The 21156-nt window shown below is 63.8% G+C and carries 20 protein-coding genes; 13 read left to right on the forward strand and 7 right to left on the reverse strand.

The genetic code is table 11. The annotated features are described in order from the left end of the window. Positions 1 to 22: 22 nt before the first annotated feature. Positions 23 to 3196 carry a glycoside hydrolase family 2 TIM barrel-domain containing protein gene (locus J2X54_RS13425; protein ID WP_310181342.1) on the reverse strand — a complete coding sequence of 1058 codons (3174 nt, stop codon included), beginning with the start codon at positions 3194 to 3196 and terminating at the stop codon, positions 23 to 25. A 166-nt stretch (positions 3197 to 3362) separates the two neighbouring features. On the opposite strand from J2X54_RS13425, the gene J2X54_RS13430 reads away from it, so the two are divergent. Next, entirely contained in the window at positions 3363 to 3830 is a 468-nt protein-coding gene (locus tag J2X54_RS13430; RefSeq protein ID WP_310181343.1) for a cupin domain-containing protein, read from the forward strand. Here J2X54_RS13430 and moaC read toward each other — a convergent pair. After that, the gene (gene moaC / locus J2X54_RS13435) at positions 3827 to 4327 is read right to left on the reverse strand and encodes a cyclic pyranopterin monophosphate synthase MoaC (protein ID WP_310181344.1); all 501 of its coding nucleotides are present in this window, start codon (positions 4325 to 4327) and stop codon (positions 3827 to 3829) included. The genes J2X54_RS13430 and moaC overlap by 4 nt on opposite strands. Before the next feature lie 145 nt (positions 4328 to 4472). Between moaC and J2X54_RS13440 the strand changes: the two genes are divergently transcribed. Then, positions 4473 to 6200: a M48 family metalloprotease gene (locus J2X54_RS13440; protein ID WP_404990910.1), complete on the forward strand. Its 1728-nt coding sequence runs from the start codon at positions 4473 to 4475 to the stop codon at positions 6198 to 6200. Here the strand turns inward: J2X54_RS13440 and J2X54_RS13445 are convergent. The 4 genes from J2X54_RS13445 to J2X54_RS13460 are packed head-to-tail and all read right to left on the reverse strand — an operon-like array spanning position 6175 to position 8411. Beyond that, the gene (locus J2X54_RS13445) at positions 6175 to 6768 is read right to left on the reverse strand and encodes a DUF2946 family protein (protein WP_310181345.1); all 594 of its coding nucleotides are present in this window, start codon (positions 6766 to 6768) and stop codon (positions 6175 to 6177) included. The genes J2X54_RS13440 and J2X54_RS13445 overlap by 26 nt on opposite strands. Then, entirely contained in the window at positions 6761 to 7744 is a 984-nt protein-coding gene (locus J2X54_RS13450) for an alpha/beta fold hydrolase (protein ID WP_310181346.1), read from the reverse strand. The genes J2X54_RS13445 and J2X54_RS13450 overlap by 8 nt, the downstream gene beginning before the upstream one ends. Positions 7745 to 7761: 17 nt before the next feature. Further along, positions 7762 to 8190, reverse strand: coding sequence for a nuclear transport factor 2 family protein (locus J2X54_RS13455; RefSeq protein ID WP_070249045.1), 429 nt, complete (start codon positions 8188 to 8190; stop codon positions 7762 to 7764). Between the two features lie 17 nt (positions 8191 to 8207). Next, positions 8208 to 8411: a zinc-finger domain-containing protein gene (locus J2X54_RS13460; protein ID WP_019923798.1), complete on the reverse strand. Its 204-nt coding sequence runs from the start codon at positions 8409 to 8411 to the stop codon at positions 8208 to 8210. A gap of 135 nt (positions 8412 to 8546) precedes the next feature. Here J2X54_RS13460 and J2X54_RS13465 point away from each other — a divergent pair, with 135 nt between their 5' ends. The 11 genes from J2X54_RS13465 (at position 8547) to J2X54_RS13515 (ending at position 19908) form a co-directional block, all read left to right on the forward strand. Then, the gene (locus J2X54_RS13465) at positions 8547 to 9290 is read left to right on the forward strand and encodes an AzlC family ABC transporter permease (RefSeq protein WP_310181348.1); all 744 of its coding nucleotides are present in this window, start codon (positions 8547 to 8549) and stop codon (positions 9288 to 9290) included. Then, the gene (locus tag J2X54_RS13470; protein ID WP_070249043.1) at positions 9287 to 9628 is read left to right on the forward strand and encodes an AzlD domain-containing protein; all 342 of its coding nucleotides are present in this window, start codon (positions 9287 to 9289) and stop codon (positions 9626 to 9628) included. The genes J2X54_RS13465 and J2X54_RS13470 overlap by 4 nt, the downstream gene beginning before the upstream one ends. 92 nt (positions 9629 to 9720) lie before the next feature. Then, positions 9721 to 10938, forward strand: a complete 1218-nt coding sequence (locus tag J2X54_RS13475; protein ID WP_084640716.1) for a phosphoglycerate kinase — start codon at positions 9721 to 9723, stop codon at positions 10936 to 10938. Positions 10939 to 11149: 211 nt separating this feature from the next. After that, the gene (gene pyk, locus J2X54_RS13480) at positions 11150 to 12604 is read left to right on the forward strand and encodes a pyruvate kinase (protein ID WP_070249041.1); all 1455 of its coding nucleotides are present in this window, start codon (positions 11150 to 11152) and stop codon (positions 12602 to 12604) included. A gap of 80 nt (positions 12605 to 12684) precedes the next feature. Continuing rightward, positions 12685 to 13749 carry a class II fructose-bisphosphate aldolase gene (gene fba, locus J2X54_RS13485; protein ID WP_310181349.1) on the forward strand — a complete coding sequence of 355 codons (1065 nt, stop codon included), beginning with the start codon at positions 12685 to 12687 and terminating at the stop codon, positions 13747 to 13749. Between the two features lie 123 nt (positions 13750 to 13872). Beyond that, the gene (locus tag J2X54_RS13490; protein ID WP_310181350.1) at positions 13873 to 14769 is read left to right on the forward strand and encodes a phosphoribosylaminoimidazolesuccinocarboxamide synthase; all 897 of its coding nucleotides are present in this window, start codon (positions 13873 to 13875) and stop codon (positions 14767 to 14769) included. Position 14770: 1 nt separating this feature from the next. Beyond that, positions 14771 to 15268, forward strand: coding sequence for a 5-(carboxyamino)imidazole ribonucleotide mutase (purE, locus tag J2X54_RS13495; protein ID WP_310181351.1), 498 nt, complete (start codon positions 14771 to 14773; stop codon positions 15266 to 15268). A gap of 6 nt (positions 15269 to 15274) precedes the next feature. Beyond that, positions 15275 to 16471: a 5-(carboxyamino)imidazole ribonucleotide synthase gene (locus J2X54_RS13500; RefSeq protein ID WP_310181352.1), complete on the forward strand. Its 1197-nt coding sequence runs from the start codon at positions 15275 to 15277 to the stop codon at positions 16469 to 16471. A gap of 44 nt (positions 16472 to 16515) precedes the next feature. After that, the gene (locus J2X54_RS13505) at positions 16516 to 17571 is read left to right on the forward strand and encodes an L-threonylcarbamoyladenylate synthase (protein WP_310182067.1); all 1056 of its coding nucleotides are present in this window, start codon (positions 16516 to 16518) and stop codon (positions 17569 to 17571) included. Between the two features lie 204 nt (positions 17572 to 17775). Further along, positions 17776 to 19143: an SGNH/GDSL hydrolase family protein gene (locus J2X54_RS13510; protein WP_070249037.1), complete on the forward strand. Its 1368-nt coding sequence runs from the start codon at positions 17776 to 17778 to the stop codon at positions 19141 to 19143. 75 nt (positions 19144 to 19218) lie between these two features. Next, on the forward strand, positions 19219 to 19908 hold the full coding sequence (locus J2X54_RS13515; RefSeq protein WP_310181355.1) for an OmpW family outer membrane protein: 690 nt from the start codon (positions 19219 to 19221) through the stop codon (positions 19906 to 19908). Positions 19909 to 19958: 50 nt separating this feature from the next. On the opposite strand, the gene J2X54_RS13520 is transcribed toward J2X54_RS13515, so the two are convergent. Then, positions 19959 to 21143, reverse strand: coding sequence for an acyl-CoA dehydrogenase (locus tag J2X54_RS13520; RefSeq protein ID WP_070249035.1), 1185 nt, complete (start codon positions 21141 to 21143; stop codon positions 19959 to 19961). Positions 21144 to 21156: the final 13 nt, after the last annotated feature.

Consider the following 21156-nt stretch of genomic DNA (forward strand, 5'->3'; position numbering starts at 1 on the left):
GGCCGAATGCCGATTCCTCTGCTTACTGATCATAACTGTGCACGAACGGTTTTAATACTTCCCCCGCCGCACCCGGCGCACCTACCCAGCCTTGCAAGGCCTGGGGCCAGGCGCCAGCCAGCGGCAGCAGCAGGAACCGGCCGGAGATTTCCCCCACCTCGTCCAGCGCGACAACGGTTTCCGGCTGGGTTCCCTTATTCCCCAAGCCTCCAATCACCGCGTTGTGACTGAGCAGCGTGCGCGCGCCGTGGCGCTCCACGGCCACATCGGCTGCCGGCAGCGCCAGCGCAAAGCCTGCGCCGGCAGTGTCCGACAGCACCGCCAGTTCGGTCTGGCGCCGGTTGCCCTGGAAGCGGAGGTCGGCGCGGTTCAGGTGGTAGATGCCGAATTCGTTCAGTTGATCCTTGCCAGGGTAGCCGGCATACGGCCCTTGCCCCACCCAGCGGAACTCGGCCATGCCTGCCGGCGCCACCAGCGACAAACCCGCCTCCGAGACGATGGCGCCAGGCGCCAGCGGCCGATACGCATAGCTGACGGCGATCGCGCCCTTGCCGTCGATCTCGAGCGTGTAGCCGCCGACCAGGCCTTGCTCGCTGGCGAGTGCGGCGCCGCCATTGTTGCCTGGCCTACCTGGTCGGCCTGGGCTGGCGATGTGGTTGGCCTCGCCTGCGGGCAGCAGATCGTCCGGCTGAGCGGCTGCGCCTTTCGGCGCCGCCTCTGCCAGCGCAGCGGGTACCGGCAGGCGGTAAGTCGCGTGTACCGACAGCCGCACCCGCTCGCCCAGCCGCTCCGCCTTGATCACGGGCTGGTCGGCCTGTTCCAGGATCGACACCGGCCAGGTCCCCGATTTTTTCGCGCCCAGCGCCTCGGCCATGGTGAACCGGCGTCCGCCATGCGGCACGATGCCATCGACCAGCACCCGGCCGGCGCGGTCGCGGATCGCCAGTGCGCCGGTTTCGCGCTGCACGGTCAAGATCCATTGCGCGGTCGTGACGGAAGTTGCGCCCGCATCCTCGGCCAGTATCGGCGAATGAGGAGCAGGAGTGGCAGCAATACCAGGGGCAGCAGGAGTAGCAGTAGCAGTAGCAAGAGCAGCAGCAGGAGTCACGAAGGCCACAGGATCCACAGGAGTGGCCGTCCAGTTGAATTGTGCCGGTTCCGCGCGCAGCAGGTGCAAGCTGCGCTCGTTGATTTGCGTGCCGTGCTCGTCCACCGCGCGCAACTGCAAGACCAGCACGTCGGTGAGCGATGCGGCCGGTGCCGGAATGTCCACCGCGATGGCGGTCGCTTCCGTAGCGCGTGCTGGAGCCGACAGCGCCTCTTTGCCTTGCTGGCGTTTCACGCCGTTCTGTTGCAAGGCCCAGTGCAACGTGACGCCGCGCAGGCTGCGGAAGTCGTAGCGGTTTTCCAGTGTGACGGCGATGCGTTGCCGACCGGGTGCCACCCGCGCCGTGCGCTCGACGAACTGGACCGGTGCATATACCTTGCGCATCTGCCAGAAATCGACCTGCGGCGTGCGGTCGGCATAGACCAGGCCGTCGGCGCCGTCGAGGCCGTGGGTATCGTAGTACTGGTGGGGGTCGCGCCACGCGTATTGGGTCGCCTGATCGGGATCGACCTGCGTTGCCCGGCGACGCAGCAAGCCCTGGTCGTGGAAGTGCCACAGCGAGCCGCCCGCGAACACCGGGTTGGCTTGCAGTAGCGCCCACTGGTCCTGGATGCGGTCGCTGGCCAGGCCCAGGCCATGCGCGTATTCGGTCAGGATGGTCGGGCGCGTCAGCTTGTCGGCGTAGCCTGCCAGGGTAGCGTTGCTCGGGTAATGCGGCGAATACAGGTCGACGAAAGCCGGGATGCGCGCGTAGTTTTTGGCAAAGTAACTGCCGATCTTGGGCAGCGTGATCGGCCGGGTGGGATCGAGTTGCTTGACCAGGCGGCCGGCATCGAGCTCGAAGTCGTTGATCGGATTCTCGTTGCCGATGCTCCAGATAATCACCGATGCATGGTTCTTGTCGCGCATCACGGTCGCGCGGGCGCGGGCCAGGATGTTGTCGCGGTAGGCAGGATTGTCGAGGTTCTTTTCACCGTGGCCGATGGCCACTTCGTCCATTACATAAAAGCCCAGTTCGTCGCACAGTTCGAGCAGGCGTGGATGGGGCGGGTAGTGCGAGGTGCGTACATAATTGACATTACCTTGCTTCATCAGCGCCAGGTCTTGCCGCATCTGCGCCCCGGTCACGGCACGGCCGGTGACGGGATCGAGATCGTGGTGATTGATGCCACGCAGCTTGACCGGCTTGCCGTTGACCAGCAGCAGCTTGCCAGCGACCTTGACGTCGCGTAGGCCCACGCGCTGTTCGACTGTCTGGATCGGTTTGCCCTGCTGCGTCACGGTGAGGACCAGGCGGTACAGCGTTGGCGTTTCGGCGGTCCACAGTTGCGGTTGCTTGATGCGTATTGTCGTGCCCAGGTTGGTGAGTACCTGCCGCGCTACTCGCTTACCTTGCGTATCGAACAGGTCGGCATGCACCACCGCGCTCGGCGCGCTCAGTTGCACCTTGACCGCGAGCAGGGCGTCTTTGCCTTGCAGGACAGTGCTGGTGCTCAAGTCCTGCACGTGCACCGCCGGCAGCGAGACCAAGGTCACGTCGCGATAAATGCCCGACAGCGACCAGTCATCGTTGAGATCGAACTCGTAACCGAGCGGCTTGGTGGTCACGCGCACGGCCACCGTATTCTGGTCTTGCAGCAAATCGGTGATGTCGAAGGTATGGCGGTTGAATGCGCTGGCCGATGACGTGCCAACCAGCTTGCCGTTGACCCACACCTGGTAGCCGAACGCCACGCCGTCGAAGCGCAGGAAGGTACGCCGGCCTTGCCAGCTTTTCGGCACCGTGAACGTACGCCGATACAAGCCGAGGCCATCCCTGAGATCGTCACCATAGGAAGGCTCGGCATGGCCGTGCAGCTCCCAGTTGGCCGGCACGGGGATGGTCTGCCAGCGCGAGACGTCGAAGCCGGGCGCGGAGAACTGCGCATCGGCGCCGGCGTCGAGAGAGGGCAGGTATTTGAACGACCAGTTGCCGTTGAGGGACTGCGACCAGGCGGGGTCATTGGCCGGGACGATATCGGCGGCGCTGGCCTGGCCGAACAAGGCCAGGACGAATAACCACAGCACCAGCCAGGATGTGTTTTTCATTTGCATGCGATGGTTTCCTTGGAGAGTAAGAAAACTATCACTTCGAGGCCCGGCGCGGACGGGTATGGCGCCAATTCTCAACGCCATGATTACGTCATGCAGGGTGATGCTTGTTGTTACAATCAGCCATTGCTGTCATTGTTGACGTTATCGAGGAGTCCCATCCATGCCTGTCTTCACGCCCGATCAACTGTTGACCGAAAGCGACCCGGCGCCAGGTTCCACGGAACCGAATCAACGCCGCTGGATCAGCGAGGTGGGCGAACTGTCGCAGTTCGGCGCCTTCGTCGAGGTGCTTCAGCCTGGCAGCAGATCGTCGATCAGGCATTGGCACAGCGCCGAAGACGAGATGGTCTACGTGCTTGATGGTGAGATCATTGTGATCGAGGGGGCATCCGAGAAGCTGATGCGTGCCGGTGACGCAGCAACTTTCAAGGCCGGCGTTGCGGTCGGACATTGCCTGGAAAATCGCAGCGCCTCGCCCACGCGTTGCCTGGTGGTCGGCACCCGCGCCCCGGTCGACCGCATCACGTATCCCGAGCACGACCGGGTTTGCCTGCGCGACCGTTCGCTGCCCGACGACATCTGGACCGACCTGGCTGGCCAGCCCGCGTCGAGTCCTTACCCGGACTAGCTCGTCACACTCCAATCCCCCGACTTTCCGCCGTGCTTTTCCATCACCCGGATCTCGCCCATCACCATGCCCCGGTCCACCGCCTTGCACATGTCATAAATGGTCAGCAAACCCACCTGCACGGCGGTCAGCGCTTCCATCTCGACGCCGGTCTTGCCGAAGGTTTCCACTTGCGCCTTGCAGTGGACGCTGGCGTTGGCTTGGTCGGTGTCGAAATCGACCGCCACGCGGGTGAGCGCCAGCGGGTGGCACAGGGGAATCAGGTCGCTGGTGCGCTTGGCGGCCATGATGGCGGCGATGCGGGCGATGCCCAGCACGTCGCCTTTTTTTGCGGTGCCGTCCATGATGATGGCCAGGGTTTCCGGCTTCATGCGGATCGTGCCGGAAGCGACGGCAATGCGGTGGGTTTGCGCCTTGGCGCCCACGTCGACCATGTGGGCCTGGCCGCTGGCGTCGAAGTGGGTCAGGTGGTCGGCTGGAGGGAGGTTATCGGTCATGGAAAGGTGCGGATAGGAAAGTGGCAACAAGGTGATCAAAGGGGAGCGCGTGGTGCGCCAAGGCCCCGGTTGCGGGTATCATAGCACCGTGAATTCAAAACACCGCCCCCCTGCCAGTGAGTCCCGCCGTCCCCTGCGTGTGCGCATGGTGGCTGCGGCTTTGTTGATCGCGATGCCGATGGCCATCGCGCAAAATGCGCTCGCGCCCGCAAAAATCCCCAATTTGCCCGCGCTCGGCGACACCGAGCGCCAGGATTTGTCGCCCATTTCGGAGCGCAAGATTGGCGAGGAAATCATGCGCGACATCCGCCGCGACCGCGATTTCCTCGACGACGGCCCCATCCTCGAATACCTGAACAATTTTGGTAATGCACTCGTGGCGGCGCGTCCCGGCGCACGCGGCGAGGCCAATTACGACTATTATTTCTTCGCGGTGCGCGATCCGCAGTTGAACGCGTTCGCGCTGCCCGGCGGTTTCATTGCCGTGCACTCGGGCTTGCTGCTGGCGGCGCAGTCCGAGTCGGAGCTCGCGTCCGTGCTCGGCCACGAGATCGGCCACGTGGCGCAGCGCCACATTGCGCGCTCGATCGGCCAGCAAAAGCAGGATGCGCTGATCCCGCTGGCAGCGATGATCCTGGCGGCGCTGGCGTCGCGCGCCGGTGGCGATGCGGCCATCGGCGTGTTCATGGGCGGGCAGGGACTGGCCATCCAGCGCCAGCTCAATTTTGGCCGCGAGGCCGAGCGCGAGGCCGACCGCATCGGTTTCCAGATCATGGGCGAGGCCGGCTATGACACCACCGGCATGGTGGCGTTCTTCCAGCGCATGCAGTCGGCCACGCGCAATTACAGCGACCTGGTGCCGGCCTACCTGCAAACCCACCCGCTCACCACCGAGCGCATCGCCGACATCCAGGCGCGCATCCGCGACCAGCCGTACAAGCAGCGTGCCGACAGTCTCGATTTTTACCTGGTGCGCTCGCGCGCGCGCGTGTTGCAGGCGCAGGGTTCGCAGGCGATGGCCGAAGCTAAACAGTTTTTCGAAGAACAGATGAAGCAGGAAAACCGCCTGCAGCTGACGGCCGGCCAGTACGGCATGGCGTTCTGGTCGCTCAAGAATGGCGACCCCGCCAATGCCCAGGTGTGGCTGGACAAGGCGCGCGGCACCTTCAACAAGGCGCCGCCGCCCGGCACCTTCAGCGCTGCGCCCAAGCCGGCGTCGGACGCGATTTTTGTCACCACCTCGATCGAGATCAAGCTGGGCAAGTCCGACGACCACGATTCCATCGCCAAGGGCCTGGAAGAAGCCAAGGCGGCGCAGCAGAAGTTCCCGCTGTCGCGCACGGTGTCGCACCTGTACGCCGAGGCCATGATCGCCGCCGGCAAGTACGACGATGCTGCCGCCTACCTGCGCGACCAGGCCCTGCTTTACCGCGAGGAGCCGGAAGTGTTCGATTACCTGGCGCAGGTGTATTCCAAGCAGGGCAAGATCGCTTTGCAGCACATCGCTTTGGCCGAGTCGTACATGCTGCAAGGCGGCACCCTGTCGGCGCTGGAGCAGCTCGGTTTTGCGCGCAAGGCCTCCGATGCCTCGTTTTACGACCAGGCGCTGATCGATGCGCGCGAACGTGACTGGCAGGCGCGCCAGCGCGAGGCGATGGGGGACAAGGCCAAGAAAGACCTGGCGTTACAGCCGGCCTTCAAGGCGGAGCTACGCAGCGGCAACAGCAGCAGTGTCAACAGCAGTACCGGCGGTTTGGGCAACAGCGCCGACAGGGAGTGGACCGATCCGTCCGGCCGGCTGCGCCAGAGCACCGATCCGTTCGAGCGGCTGCGTCAAAAATCCGACGCTACGCCGGAGAGCTGGGCACGCTGACAAAGCCGAAGCGCTGCTGCAGCCGGTCGGCAGCCACGCGTTCGACGTCGATATGACGTTCGCCGTCGGCGAAGGTCAATCGCGCGCCCGGCGCGTCCAGCCACGCCAGCAGGGCATCGTCGCCCACCGGCGCGCCGTGCAAGTGCAGGCGCGGCAGCACTTGGGCGAAGTCGCGGTCGTCCAGTTGTGCAATCACATCTTCCCCCACCAGTAGCAGGGCGCCGGTCTCGGTCAGCGCTACCGCCTCGATGGCAGGCATGGCAGCGCCCGTGTGCAGCAGCCAGCCGGCGGCCGGATCGGTGCGCACGATGTACGGCGCCGCTTGCAGTTGCACGTACACGCGTTGCGGACCGTTCTGGAAATACCAGCAGCCGCGCTCGTCGGCGGCGTAGTTGCGGTTGATGAAGCCGACCAGGGCGGGATTGGTGAGCTTGTCGCCGGGCAGGCCGAGATGTTGGGCGCGCTCGTCGCGCATGCGCCAGTGGCCGCGCGCGTCGAGCGCCAGCCAGCCGTAGCAGTTGGGAACGTCGGGCCACTTGGCCAGGGCCTGCTTGACGATGTCATCCATGTTTTAGTTGTCCGTCCTGTGGTTTGCCCGGTTGATCGCTGGCGCTGTCGAGGAAATGGAGCAGGCGCCGTGGCAGCCAGTCCAGCTTGCCGGGCAGGCGGCCCACGGCAAAGCCCACGTGGCCACCGTGATCAGGATACTCGAGCACCACATTGGACGCCGCACGTTGCGGCAGGTGGCGCCCGGGCAGGAATGGATCGTTTTTCGCGTTGAGCACCAGGGTGGGCACGGTGATGTCGGTCAGGACGTGCTTGGCGCTGGCGCGGTCCCAGTAGTCGTTGGTGTCGCGGTAGCCGTGCAGCGGCGCGGTGACGACGTTGTCGAAGGCGTACAGGTCACGGGCGGCGTGCAGGGCGTCCAGGTCGAACAGGCCGGGGAAGTGCTCGAGCTTGGCGATGCACTTGGGTTTCAGTGTCTGCAAAAACATGCGCGTGTACACCATGTTGAAGCCGCGCGAGAGCGAGGCGCCGCCTTGCGCCAGGTCCAGCGGCGCCGATACCGAGCAGGCGGCATCGATAAAATCGGCCTGGTGCTGCGATTCGCCGAGCCAGCGCAACAGGGCGTTGCCGCCCAGCGAGACGCCGACCGCGTAGAATTTTCCGCAGTGGCGCGCGTGCAGCTTGCGCACGATCCAGTCCACCTCGGCAGCGTCGCCCGAGTGGTAAAAACGCGGCGCGCGGTTGGCTTCGCCCGAGCAGCCGCGAAAATGCGGCACGGCGCCCGACCAGCCGCGCGCGGCCACGGCAGCCATCAGCGACCGCGCGTAGTGGCTGTCGGACGAGCCTTCCAGGCCGTGGAACAGCACGACCATCGGCTGGCCCCGCTGGCCATCGACGAAATCGATATCGACGAAGTCGCCGTCCGGCGCATCCCAGCGCTCGCGCCGGTACCGCACCGCCGGCTTGGCGATGCACTTGGCGGGGTAGATGGTTTGCAGGTGGCCGCTGGGCAGCCAGAACGGCGACGAATATTCCACTGTCTATTATTGCAGAGTCAGTGCAGGATTTGCGCCTGCGGATCGACCGGCGCCGCGCCCGGCGCGATCGAGACGTGGTGCAGCACGATGCGCCAGCCGCGCGGGGTTTTGCTGTAGACGTTGGTGGCGAGCAGGTGGGCCGGCTCGCCGCTGGCGGCGGTGGTGCCTTCCACCACCGTGTGCACCGAACTCATCAAGGTATGGGTTTCGTGCAATTGCGACGGCATGATCTGCAGGCCACCCTGGGCCAGGATCGCTTCCCACGCGGTGCGGATGGCGGCGTGGCCGATCAGGCGCTGGCCGCCCGGGTGGATGCAGACGATCTCGTCGTCATCGGCCCACAGGGCCATCAGGGCGTCGACGTCGGCCCGGTTGAGGGCGTCGTAGAACGCGGTCTCGGTTTCGGCAGCGCTGCCGTTCATCTGTTTGACACGTTTGGTTGGCATGCGGCTGCGTCCGGAGATTAGTGGTGGCCGACGACGGTGCCGGGCTTCAGGCGATAGGCGGTGCCGCAGTACGGGCACTTGGCGGTGCCGTGGTGGTCGAATTCGAGGAACACGCGCGGGTGCGACGACCACAGCGGCATGGCCGGGTTGGGGCAGTGCGCCGGCAGGTCTTTGCCGTCGAGTTCAACTGCGGCGGCTGCGTTGGTGGTGTTGGCGGTCATGTTATGCGGGCTCCGAAGGCAAAGGAAAACCACGATTTTAACGGATTCGCGCAACCAGCAAAAATCATCGGTAAAATAGCGCCTCTCCATTCCCGGCGAGCCCTGCCATGTGGCAGGAATGCCACAATCTTCTTCATGACCGACCCTCGCAGTTCGCCTACCTTGAACGCCATGGACCGCCACCACCCGCAGGCCTGGCGCGAAGCCGTGCGCACCGGCATGCCCACCCTGTTCGGCATCGCCGCCTGGGGCCTGGTGGTGGGCATTGCCATGGTCAAGTCGGGCCTGACGGTGCCGCAGGCGCTGGCCATGACGCTGCTGGTGTTTGCCGGTTCGGCGCAACTGGCGGCATTGCCGCTGATCGCCACCGGCGCGCCGATCTCGGTGATCTTTCTCACCGCCGTGGTGGTCAACCTGCGTTTCGTGATCTTCTCCGCCTTGCTGGCGCCGCACTTTGCCCACCTGCCGTGGCGCCAGCGCCTGATGCTCGGCTACGTCTCGGGCGACCTGGCGGTGGCCCTGTTCCTGCAGAAGTATCCGACGACCGATCCGCAGGACGGCAAGCTGTCCTATTTAAAAGGCCTGATTTATCCAAACTGGTCGGCCTGGCAGGTCGGGTCCATCATCGGCATCTTTTTGGGTAGCGCCGTGCCGCCCGAATGGGGCCTGGGCTTTGCCGGCACGCTGGCCATCGTGTGCGTGATGATCCCGCTGATCGTTGGCGTGCCGGCGCTGTGCGGCGTGCTGGCGGCCGGCGCTGTGGCGGTGGCGGCGTTTGCTCTGCCGTACAAGCTCGGCTTGCTGGTAGCGGTGGTGGCGGGCATGGCGGCTGCCATGCTGGTCGAGAGCGTCATGGCCAGGCTGCGGAGGGCGCCATGACCGGTCTCGAGATATGGATCGTCATCGGCGCGCTGGTGCTGGCCACTGCCACCGCGCGCAGCTCGCTGTGGCTGATCGGTCACCACATCAATATTCCGAAACGGGTGCAGGATATGTTGCGCTACGCGCCCGCGTGCGCACTGGCGGCCATCATCGGCCCCGATCTGCTGCTGTCGCCTGCCGGCCATATCGTTTTTGACTTGAGCAATATCAAATTGCTCTCCGGTATCGCGGCGACAATCTATTATTTGCTGCGTCGCAATATGCTGGAAACCATTGTTTTCGGCATGGTTTGTTTCACCGCGTTACGGCTCGCAGGATCCTCATTTGTTGCTTGAAGCAGGGCCTGTTCCTGTATTTCAATAACAATTAAATCACGCCGGCCTTGCGGTAGAATAGCGCCTTCTTATTACTCAACCAATGGGTCGCCATGTCCGCTGTTTTGAACTTCATCCGTCTGCAAGATCTTATCGACCAAAATGCCCTGCAGGGCAAGCGCGTGTTCATCCGCGCCGACTTGAACGTGCCGCAGGATGATGCGGGCAATATCACCGAAGATACGCGCATCCGCGCTTCCGTGCCGGCCATCCGCGCCGCCGCTGCCGCTGGCGCCAAGGTCATGGTCACGTCCCACCTCGGTCGTCCGACCGAAGGCGAATTCAAAGCTGAAGACAGCCTGGCGCCGGTCGCCGCGCGCCTGTCCGAGCTGCTGGGCCAGCCGGTTGAACTGAAACAGAACTGGGTGGACGGCGCCGGCCTCGAAGGCTTGCAGGCCGGCCAGGTGGTGCTGCTGGAAAACGTCCGCGTCAACAAGGGTGAAAAGAAGAACGCCGACGAACTGGCCCAGAAAATGGCCCAGCTGTGCGACATCTACGTCAACGACGCGTTCGGCACCGCCCACCGCGCGGAAGCCTCCACCCACGGTATCGCCAAGTTCGCGCCGGTAGCCGCCGCCGGTCCGCTGCTGGCCGCCGAACTCGACGCACTGGGCAAGGCGCTGGGCGCCCCGGCCCGTCCGCTGCTGGCCATTGTGGCCGGCTCCAAGGTGTCGTCCAAGCTGTCGATTTTGAAAGCGCTGGCCGACAAGGTGGACAACCTGATCGTCGGTGGCGGCATCGCCAACACCTTCATGAAGGCTACCGGCCTGAACATCGGCAAGTCGCTGGTGGAAAACGAGCTGGTGGAAGAAGCCAAGGCCATCATCGAGATCATGGCCAAGCGCGGCGCCACCGTGCCGATTCCGGTGGACGTGGTCTGCGCCAAGGAATTCTCGCCAACCGCAGCGGCCACCGTCAAGGACGTGGCCGACGTAGCCGACGACGACATGATCCTCGACATCGGCCCGAAAACCTCGGCCATGCTGGCCGATCAAATTGCCGCTGCCGGCACCATCGTCTGGAACGGCCCGGTCGGCGTATTCGAGTTTGACCAGTTTGGCGAAGGCACCAAGACGCTGGCGCTGGCGATCGCTGCCTCGAAGGCGTTTTCGATTGCCGGCGGTGGCGACACGCTGGCCGCAATCGCCAAGTACGACATCACCGACAAGATCGGTTACATCTCCACCGGTGGTGGCGCGTTCCTGGAATTCCTGGAAGGCAAGACCCTGCCTGCGGTCGAAATTCTGACCCAGCGCGCTGCAGCGCAATAATGTTTTTGGCTCAAAGATTAGTAAATAGCACGGTCGTGCGTGTAGTGATTTACCAGTAAAATCGCTGTCATGTCAGTGTTTAACGATGATTTTTGTAAAAATGCTACAAAGTTTTGTAGTCTGGCTACATTTGTTGTCGATGACGCAGCATTTTCCTGGTTTCCGCCCTGCGCGGAAGCTGTCCGCATGACCTTCTCGCTCAAGGAATACTATGTCCCGTAGCACCAAAATTGTCGCCACCATCGGCCCAGCATCGACTGATTTCGACGTCCTGGTCAAGATGATCCGCGCCGGCGTCGATGTCGTTCGCCTGAACTTCTCGCACGGCAAGGCGCAGGACCATATCGACCGCGCACGGCTGGTGCGTGAAGCGGCTGCCGAATGCGGCCGCGAAGTGGCGATCATGGCGGACATGCAGGGACCGAAGATTCGTGTCGGCAAATTTGAGAACAGCAAGATCGAACTGGTCAACGGCGACAAGTTCATCCTGGACGCCAAGTGGGGCGAGAACGGCGAACTGGGCAACCAGGACCGCGTGGGCCTTGACTACAAGGCCTTGCCCCAGGACGTGCGTCCCGACGACAAGCTGCTGCTCAACGATGGCCTGATCGTGCTGGTGGTCGATAAAGTGATCGGCAGCGAGATTTACACCACCGTCAAGATCGGCGGCGAGCTGTCGAACAACAAGGGCATCAACCGCCAGGGGGGCGGCCTGACCGCACCGGCGCTGACCGCCAAGGACATGGAAGACATCAAGACCGCGATGAGCTTCCAGTGCGATTACCTGGCGATCTCGTTCCCGAAAAGCTCGACCGACATGGAAATGGCGCGCACGCTGGCCAATATCGCCGGTGAGCCTTACGGCCACAAGCCGATGATGATCGCCAAGATCGAGCGTGCCGAAGCCATTCCAGTACTGCAAGAAATTCTCGACGCCTCCGACGGCATCATGGTTGCCCGTGGCGACCTGGCGGTCGAGGTGGGCAACGCGGCGGTGCCGGCGCTGCAAAAGCGCATGATCCGCATGGCGCGCGAATCGAACAAGCTGGCCATCACCGCCACGCAGATGATGGAATCGATGATTTTCAACGCCGTGCCCACCCGCGCCGAGGTATCGGACGTGGCCAACGCGGTGCTCGACGGCACCGATGCGGTGATGACCTCGGCGGAAACCGCCTCGGGCCGTTACCCGATCGAAACCGTGGAAATGATGGCAGCCATTTGCGTGGAAGCCGAGCAGTCCGAGTACAACAAGCTCGACGCCGACTTCCTCAACGCCACCTTTACCCGCATCGACCAGTCGATCGCGTACGCGGCGCTGTTTACCGCGCACCACCTGGAAGTCAAAGCCATTGTGGCGCTGACCGAGTCCGGTTCCACCGCGCTGTGGATGAGCCGTCACAATATCGACACGCCGATCTATGCGTTGACGCCGAGCGTGCTCACCGAGCGCAAGGCGTCGCTGTACCGCAACGTCAAGGCGTTCAACCTGGCCCAGGCCGGCGACAGCGCTACCGTGATGCGCCAGGCCGAAGAGCTGCTGGTGGCGCGCGGCATCGTCAAGAAAGACGACATCATCGTGGTGACCTGGGGTTCGCGCATGGGTTATGCCGGCGGCACCAATGCGCTGCGGATCGTCAAGGTCGGTCAGGTCGTTAATAAGTAAGTCCGGAGGCCATGCCCGCGCGAGCGGGCGTGGTGATGCTCCGGCAAGGTTCTTTTTTTTAATTGTTTGGAGTACATACCATGTCCCTCGTATCGATGCGTCAACTGCTGGACCATGCTGCTGAAAATGGTTACGGCATTCCTGCCTTCAACGTCAACAATCTGGAACAAGTGCAAGCCATCATGGCTGCTGCCGACGCGCTCGACAGCCCGGTCATCATGCAAGCCTCGGCTGGCGCCCGCAAATACGCCGGCGAAGCGTTCCTGCGCCACCTGATCGACGCCGCCATCGAGGCGTATCCGCACATCCCGGTCGTGATGCACCAGGATCACGGCCAGTCGCCGGCGATCTGCATGGCCGCGATCCGCTCCGGCTTCTCGTCGGTGATGATGGACGGTTCGCTCGAAGCGGACGGCAAGTCGGTCGCGTCGTATGAATACAACGTTGCTGTCTCGCGCGAAGTGGTGAAGTTCTCGCACTCGATCGGCGTGACCGTCGAAGCCGAACTCGGTGTGCTGGGTTCGCTGGAAACCATGAAGGGCGACAAGGAAGACGGCCACGGCGCCGACGGCACCATGACCCGCGAACAGCTGCTGACCGACGTCGACCAGGCGGCCGACTTCGTCAAGCAAACCCAGTGCGACGCGCTGGCAATCGCCATCGGCACCTCGCACGGCGCCTACAAGTTCACCCGCAAGCCAACCGGCGACATCCTGGCGATCGACCGCATCAAGGAAATCCACGCGCGTATCCCCAACACCCACCTGGTGATGCACGGTTCGTCGTCGGTGCCGCAAGAGCTGCTGGCCATCATCCGCGAATTCGGCGGTGACATGAAAGAGACCTACGGCGTGCCGGTCGAAGAAATCCAGGAAGGCATCCGTCACGGCGTTCGCAAGATCAATATCGACACCGACATCCGCCTGGCCATGACCGCGGCGATCCGCCAGTTCATGTTCCAGAACCCGTCGAAATTCGATCCACGCGACTACCTCAAGCCTGCCCGTCTGGCTGCCGAGCAAGTTGTGCGCGCCCGTTTCGAAGCGTTCGGCTGCGCCGGCCAAGCGTCGAAAATCAAGCAAATTCCGCTGGAAAAAATGGCCGAGCGTTACAAGGCCGGCGAGCTGTCGCAAATTGTGAAGTAAAATCCTGTCTGCAACGGGACACTGACCCGTGAGTTCTCGACCGGCGGAGAGCATTGCTTTCCGCCGGTTTCGCTTTTACGGTTTCGCTTTTACAGTTTTGCTTTTAACAACACACTCCAAGCTATGAACGCCCTCTACCAGTCTTCCATTACCTCCCTGCCACTGCTCGGTCACGGCAAAGTCCGCGACAACTACGCCGTTGGCGACGACAAGATCCTGATCGTCACCACCGACCGCCTGTCCGCCTTCGATGTCGTGATGAATGAACCGATACCCGGCAAGGGCATGGTACTGAACCAGATGAGCGATTTCTGGTTCGAGAAGCTGGGCCACATCGTGCCGAACCACCTGACCGGCGTAGCGCCCGAGTCCGTGGTCTCCGCCGACGAAGTGGACCAAGTGAAGGGCCGCGCAGTCGTGGCCAAGCGCTTGAAACCGATCATGGTCGAAGCCGTGGTGCGCGGCTACATCATCGGTTCGGGCTGGAAAGATTACCAGGCCACGGGCGCCATCTGCGGCATCACCTTGCCCGAGGGTCTGCAACAGGCCGAGAAGCTGCCCGAGCCGTTGTTTACCCCGGCGGCCAAGGCCGACCTGGGCGAGCACGACGAAAACATCAGCTTTGCCGACATGGAAAGCCGCATTGGCGCCGACCTCGCTGCCAAGATGCGCGATGTCAGCATCAAGCTGTACACGGCCGCTGCCGAGTACGCCGCCACGCGCGGCATCATCATTGCCGACACCAAGTTCGAGTTCGGTCTCGACGACGATGGTGTGATGCACTTGATGGACGAAGTGCTGACGGCCGACTCCTCGCGCTTTTGGCCAGCGGACTCGTACGCGGTGGGCATCTCGCCACCGTCGTTCGACAAGCAGTTCGTGCGCGACTACCTGGAAACCCTGACCGACTGGGGCAAGACCGCGCCAGCGCCGGCACTGCCGGCCGACGTCATCGAAAAAACCCAGGCCAAGTATTTCGAGGCCATCGAGCGCCTGACCGGTGCAAAGCTGAAGGCATAAGATGACCGATCAAGTTAAGCCACTGGTCGGCGTCATCATGGGCTCGTCTTCGGACTGGGACGTGATGCAGAACGCGGTTGCCATCCTCAAGCAGTTTGGCGTGCCGTTCGAGGCGCAGGTCATTTCCGCCCACCGCATGCCCGACGAGATGGTCGCGTACGCCAGGAGCGCGCGTGCGCGCGGGCTGCGCGCGATCATCGCCGGCGCCGGTGGCGCCGCCCACTTGCCGGGCATGGTCGCTGCCATGACCATCGTGCCGGTGCTGGGCGTGCCGGTGCCGTCGAAGTACCTGCGTGGCGAGGATTCGCTGCTGTCGATCGTGCAGATGCCGAAAGGCGTGCCGGTGTCCACCTTTGCCATCGGCGAAGCGGGCGCTGCCAATGCGGCGCTCACAGCCGTGGCCATGATCGCCGCCACCGACGAGGCGCTGGCCGACCAGCTCGAAGCGTTCCGCGTTTCGCAAACCGACGCCGCCAAGGCCATGACATTGCCGCTGTAGGAAATAATGAGTCACTCTAAAGATCTTCCCCTGCTGCCCGCCGCCAACCCGCCAGCCTGGCTGGGGGTGATGGGCGGCGGCCAGCTTGGCCGCATGTTCGCCCACGCCGCCCAGAGCATGGGCTACCAGGTGGCCGTGCTCGAACCGTCCGCGTCCTGCCCGGCCGGACAAGTGGCCCAGCGCCTGGTCAACGCCGGCTACAGCGATGCCGCCGGCCTCGACGCACTGGCCGCGCAATGCCTGGCCGTGACCACCGAGTTCGAAAACGTCCCGGCCGACAGCCTGTCGCGCCTGGCGCAGACCGTGTTTGTTGCGCCGAACGCCCACGGCGTATCGGTGGCGCAGGACCGCATTGCCGAGAAGCGTTTCTTTGTCGATTGCGCGGACAAGTCCGGCGTGCTGCCGGCGCCGCACAAGGTGATCGCCAGTGAAGACGACATCGCCGCGATTGCCGACGACCTGCTGCCCGGCATCCTGAAAACGGTTCGCATGGGTTACGACGGCAAGGGCCAGGTGCGGGTGAAGTCGCGCGACGACGTGCGCGCCGCGTTTGCCGAGATGGGGCAGGTGACCTGCCTGCTGGAAAAAATGCTGCCGCTGGCGTACGAGGTGTCGGTGCTGACTGCGCGCGGTCACGACGGCGCATCGGTGGTCTACCCGATCGCGGAAAACGTCCACCGCGACGGCATCCTGTTGACCACCACCGTGCCGGGCCCGAACGTGTCGGCCGAGAGTGCTGTCAAGGCGCAGCAGGCGGCGCAAGCCATCGTGGCCGAGCTTGGCTACGTGGGCGTGCTGTGCATCGAGTTCTTCGTGCTGACCGACGGCTCGCTGGTGGTCAACGAAATGGCGCCGCGTCCGCACAACAGCGGCCATTACACGATGGACGCCTGCATCACCAGCCAGTTCGCGCAGCAAGTGCGGGCCATGGCGCGTCTGCCGCTCGGTGACGTGCGCCAGCATTCGCCGGCGGTCATGCTCAACATACTCGGTGATCTCTGGTTCGACGGTGATAGTGACGATGTGCGTGAGCCGGCCTGGGACCAGGTGCTGGCGCTGCCGGGCGCCTGCCTGCATTTGTACGGCAAGGACGACCCGCGCCGCGCGCGCAAGATGGGCCACCTGACCTTCGTGGCCGCCACGCTGGAGCAGGCGCAGCAGCAATTGCTGGCTGCCTGCGACATCCTGGGTATCGCGCCGTGACTGCGGTAAACGCTGCCTCTGCTGCCGTGGCCGACGACGCTGCGATGGATGCCGATATTGCGGCAGCTGCGCGCGTACTCGAGGCCGGTGGCCTGGTGGCGTTTCCCACCGAGACCGTCTATGGCCTCGGCGCCGACGCCGAAAATCCGGCAGCGGTAGCGCGCATCTACCAAGCGAAAGGCCGCCCCAACGACCACCCGGTGATTGTCCACGTGGCGCCCGGCGCCGACCTCGATTACTGGGTCACCGACATTCCCGACGCCGCGCGCCAGCTGGTCGCTGCGTTCTGGCCTGGTCCCTTGACGTTGATCCTCAAGCGCGCCAGCCATATCCCGGACGCCGTCTCTGGCGGCCAGGACACGGTGGGCATCCGCTGTCCGGCGCACCCGGTGGCGATCGCCTTGCTCAGCGCCTTCAAGGGTGGCAGGGGAGGGCTGGCGGCGCCCTCGGCCAACAAGTTCGGCAACGTCAGTCCCACCACCGCGCAACACGTGCGCGACGAATTCCATCTCGATGATGTCGAGGAAGGTTCGATCACCGGCGAGCCGGCGTGTTCAGCCGGCTTGCACGTCACGGTGCTGGAAGGGGGCGCCAGCCAGGTCGGCATCGAATCGACCATCGTCGATTTGTCGCGCCTGGCCACCCACGGCCCGGTGCTGCTGCGTCCCGGCCACATCACCGCGCAGCAGATCGCCGACGTGATTGGCCTGTTGCCGGCCGCGCCCGACCAGGCCGCGCCGCGCGCCTCCGGCACATTGGAATCGCACTATGCACCGCGCACGCCGGTGACCATGGTGGCCCACGCCGCGCTGGCCGACACGGTGGCGCAACTGCAGGCCAGGGGCGCCCGCGTGGCGGTGATCGGTCACGCCTGCGGCGCCATGGTTGACCTGGGCGACAGCCAGCGCCTGCTGCCGGCCGAGCCGGTCGGCTATGCCTACGGCATCTATGCGGCCCTGCGCGAGATGGACCTGGTCAAGGCCGATGTGATCCTGGTGGAGACCCCGCCGCAAAGCAGCGACTGGCTCGGCGTGAACGATCGCCTGCGACGGTCGGTGTTCGGTTCGACCGGCATCCTGGCGCGTTTTTTGAGCGAATAGTTTCCTGATTTTATGTATTCCAGCGTTCAACTTTTTTGATAAAAAGCAACGCTGGAGTTCCTTTACGAGCAACTGTTCTTTTTTGAACACAACGCCTGAGAATTGACAGTGCGCCGCTATACATTCCAGCGCAACGCTGGCAGACTAGTTGTGCATGAATAGCACGCCCGTTCTTATTGGGCCACAAAATCCTCAGGAGACAATATGCGTCACACCAAACTTGCCATCGCCGCAATGGCTCTCGCCATCCTTGCCGGTTGCGGTGGCTCCAGCCCGGAAGCGGGCGATCAAACCCTTCGTGTCAAATTCAATTCGCAAGTATCGTTCGGTGACAGCCTGTCGGATGTTGGCTCCTACAACGTCGGCGCCATCGCCGCGCTCAAGGGTGGCAAGTTCACCATCAATGGCGACAACACCGCGATCAATCCTACCCTGACCGGCCGTAACTGGACCGAGCTGGTGGCCGCCCAACTGGGCCTGGCCGCGCCGTGCGCGGCACTCACCGGCCTCGATGGCACCGCGCCGGGCTTCAACGTGCCGCGCAAAGCCAACGCCGGCTGCTTCGGCTACGCCCAGGGTGGCGCCCGCGTCACCAATCCTGTCGGCCCCGGCAACATTGCCACCGGCGCTGCCACCGGCTTCATGACCGTTCCGGTCGTTACCCAGGTCGCCAACCACCTGGCTGCCGTCGGCGGCAAGTTCAAGGGCGACGAACTGGTGCTGGTCATGGCTGGCGGTAACGATGTGCTGTTCCTGCTGTCCAAGCTGAGCGCCGATGCCACCGCTGCCGGCAACGCCGCCGGCGCCGCAGCGTTCTTCCCGAGCCTGATCCCGCAACTGGCCGCCGGCGCGACCAACCCGCAAACGGCTGCTGCCGCCATCACGGCAGCAGTGGGCGCGGCACGACAAGCGCCGGGCGCCACCCAGACTACCGTGACCCAGGCTGCCATCGGTACGGCAGCTATGCAGCCGGGCAATTCGGCCGTGGTTGCCAACGCAACCGCAATCATCGCCAAGGCCACGGCTGACGCCACCGCCGCTGGCGCCAAAGCCGGCGCCGACTTTGCCACCGCCAATGGCCCGAGCCTGGTGGCCGAAATGGCCAAGGCCGGCACCGAGCTGGCCACGCTGGTGAAAAACCAGATCATCGCCAACGGCGCCAACTACGTTACCGTCAACAACCTGCCGGACGTTGCCACCACGCCTAGCGGTCGTGGCCGCTCGGCCGAGATCCGCGCCCTGATCGACACCATGGTCAAGGCCTACAATACCTCGCTGACCACCAGCCTCGGCGCCGAGCCTAAAGTGGTGATTGTCGACGTGTACGCGGTCAGCCATGACCAGTCCATGAATCCGGGACCATATGGCCTGACCAATGTCTCCGAGCCCGCCTGTGACCTGAGCGCGGCGAAAAATCCGATCGGCTCCTCGATCGCCTGTAACGGCAGCAACCTGGTGGCCGGCGACATCAGCCACTACTCGTTTGCCGACGAGGTCCATCCGACGCCGTTCAACAACTTGCTGCTGGCGCGTTACGTGTCGCGCAGCCTGGTGACCAAGGGCTGGATGTAAGGCGGGATAGCCGGCGGTGGCTGCACCCAAGCCGCCGCTGGCAACCAACAATACGAACAAGAATCTGGAGACGAAATGAATAAAACCTCGCTCAAAATGCTGGTGCTGGCGGCCGCAATGTCGGTGGCTGCGGCCGCCTCGGCGCAACAAACGGCCGGCACCTGGCTGGGCACCCTGGGCATGAACAAGATCACCCCGAAGGTCGACTCGGGCGACGTCTCGGCGCCGGCACTGCCAGGCACCAAGGCCGATGTGGAACCCGACACCAAGCCGCGCTTCGCCATCGCCTACATGCTCACCGATAACTGGTCGGCCGAACTGGACCTGGGCCTGCCGTACAAGCACGACCTGATCGGTGACGGCGCGATCAAGGGCACCGGCAAGCTTGGCGACTCGAAAGTATTGCCACCGACCGCCTTCATCCAGTACCGCTTCATGCCAGCCAACGCCACCTTGCGCCCATACGTGGGTGTGGGCCTGACGTACGCGATGTTCATCAAGGAACGGGGTTCGGGACAGCTGACCTCGATCCTGAACACCGGCGGTCCCGGCGCGACCTACAAGCTCGACGACAAGGCTGGCGTCAGCGCCCAGATCGGCGCCACCTGGCGCATCGACGACAACTGGTTCCTCGACGCCACCGTGATCAAGACCAAGTTGAAAACCAAGGTGCACTTCTCCACCGGCCAGACCCAGGACGTGCGCCTGGACCCAGTCGCGGCGAGTATCAGCATCGGCTACAACTTCAAAGGGTTGAGCTTCTAAAAACAAAAAACCGCGCAGACTGCGCGGTTTTTTTTAACCCAGGCGAACAGTTACTGGAACGCCTGGATCCCCGTCTGCGCCCGGCCCAGAATCAGCGCATGGATGTCGTGCGTGCCTTCGTAGGTGTTGACCACCTCGAGGTTGACCATGTGGCGGATGATGCCGAATTCGTCCGAGATACCGTTACCGCCGAGCATGTCGCGCGCCACGCGGGCGATGTCGAGCGACTTGCCGCACGAGTTGCGCTTCATCATCGAGGTGATTTCCACCGCTGCCGTGCCGGCGTCCTTCATGCGGCCCAGTTGCAAGCAGCCTTGCAGGCCCAGCGTGATTTCGGTCTGCATGTCGGCCAGCTTCTTTTGCACCAGCTGGTTGGCAGCGAGCGGACGGCCGAATTGCTGGCGGTCGAGCACGTACTGGCGCGCGGTGTGCCAGCAGGCTTCGGCCGCGCCCAGCGCACCCCAGGCGATGCCGTAGCGGGCCGAATTGAGGCAGGTGAACGGGCCTTTGAGGCCGCGCACGTCGGGGAAGGCATTCTCTTCCGGGCAGAATACGTTGTCCATCACGATCTCGCCGGTAACCGAGGCGCGCAGGCCGAACTTGCCATGGATCGCCGGGGCACTCAAGCCTGCCATGCCCTTGTCGAGGATAAAGCCGCGGATCGCGCCTTCGTCGTCCTTGGCCCATACCACGAATACGTCGGCTACCGGGGAATTGGTGATCCACATTTTGGCGCCCGACAGCGAGTAGCCGCCCGGCACTTTTTTGGCGCGGGTGATCATCGAGCCGGGGTCGGAGCCGTGATTCGGTTCGGTCAGGCCGAAGCAGCCGATCCACTCGCCGGTGGCCAGCTTGGGCAGGTATTTCTGGCGCTGCGCTTCTGTGCCGAATTCATAGATCGGCACCATCACCAGCGACGACTGCACGCTCATCATCGAGCGGTAGCCGGAGTCGATACGCTCGACTTCGCGCGCGATCAGGCCGTAGGCCACGTAATTGAGTTCCGGGCCGCCGTATTGTTCGGGGATGGTGGGGCCGAGCAGGCCCAGTTCGCCCATTTCGCGGAAGATGGACGTGTCCATCTTTTCGTGGCGGAAGGCGTCGAGGATGCGCGGGGCCAGCTTGTCGCCGCAGTAGGCGGCAGCGGCGTCGCGCACCATGCGCTCTTCGTCGGTCAACTGCTGGTCCAGCAGCAGGGGATCATCCCAGTGGAACTGGGCGCGGGCTTGGCTCATGGTGGTCTCTCAT

The sequence above is a fragment of the Duganella sp. 3397 genome, from assembly GCF_031456625.1.
GTDB lineage: Bacteria > Pseudomonadota > Gammaproteobacteria > Burkholderiales > Burkholderiaceae_D > Rugamonas > Rugamonas phyllosphaerae.

Coding starts and splice junctions, on each gene's coding strand:
- J2X54_RS13425 (WP_310181342.1), bottom strand. CDS start 3,196: ATGAAAAACACATCCTGGCTGGTGCTGTGGTTATTCGTCCTGGCCTTG.
- J2X54_RS13430 (WP_310181343.1), top strand. CDS start 3,363: ATGCCTGTCTTCACGCCCGATCAACTGTTGACCGAAAGCGACCCGGCG.
- moaC (WP_310181344.1), bottom strand. CDS start 4,327: ATGACCGATAACCTCCCTCCAGCCGACCACCTGACCCACTTCGACGCC.
- J2X54_RS13440 (WP_404990910.1), top strand. CDS start 4,473: ATGGTGGCTGCGGCTTTGTTGATCGCGATGCCGATGGCCATCGCGCAA.
- J2X54_RS13445 (WP_310181345.1), bottom strand. CDS start 6,768: ATGGATGACATCGTCAAGCAGGCCCTGGCCAAGTGGCCCGACGTTCCC.
- J2X54_RS13455 (WP_070249045.1), bottom strand. CDS start 8,190: ATGCCAACCAAACGTGTCAAACAGATGAACGGCAGCGCTGCCGAAACC.
- J2X54_RS13460 (WP_019923798.1), bottom strand. CDS start 8,411: ATGACCGCCAACACCACCAACGCAGCCGCCGCAGTTGAACTCGACGGC.
- J2X54_RS13465 (WP_310181348.1), top strand. CDS start 8,547: ATGACCGACCCTCGCAGTTCGCCTACCTTGAACGCCATGGACCGCCAC.
- J2X54_RS13470 (WP_070249043.1), top strand. CDS start 9,287: ATGACCGGTCTCGAGATATGGATCGTCATCGGCGCGCTGGTGCTGGCC.
- J2X54_RS13475 (WP_084640716.1), top strand. CDS start 9,721: ATGTCCGCTGTTTTGAACTTCATCCGTCTGCAAGATCTTATCGACCAA.
- pyk (WP_070249041.1), top strand. CDS start 11,150: ATGTCCCGTAGCACCAAAATTGTCGCCACCATCGGCCCAGCATCGACT.
- fba (WP_310181349.1), top strand. CDS start 12,685: ATGTCCCTCGTATCGATGCGTCAACTGCTGGACCATGCTGCTGAAAAT.
- J2X54_RS13490 (WP_310181350.1), top strand. CDS start 13,873: ATGAACGCCCTCTACCAGTCTTCCATTACCTCCCTGCCACTGCTCGGT.
- purE (WP_310181351.1), top strand. CDS start 14,771: ATGACCGATCAAGTTAAGCCACTGGTCGGCGTCATCATGGGCTCGTCT.
- J2X54_RS13500 (WP_310181352.1), top strand. CDS start 15,275: ATGAGTCACTCTAAAGATCTTCCCCTGCTGCCCGCCGCCAACCCGCCA.
- J2X54_RS13505 (WP_310182067.1), top strand. CDS start 16,516: ATGGATGCCGATATTGCGGCAGCTGCGCGCGTACTCGAGGCCGGTGGC.
- J2X54_RS13510 (WP_070249037.1), top strand. CDS start 17,776: ATGCGTCACACCAAACTTGCCATCGCCGCAATGGCTCTCGCCATCCTT.
- J2X54_RS13515 (WP_310181355.1), top strand. CDS start 19,219: ATGAATAAAACCTCGCTCAAAATGCTGGTGCTGGCGGCCGCAATGTCG.
- J2X54_RS13520 (WP_070249035.1), bottom strand. CDS start 21,143: ATGAGCCAAGCCCGCGCCCAGTTCCACTGGGATGATCCCCTGCTGCTG.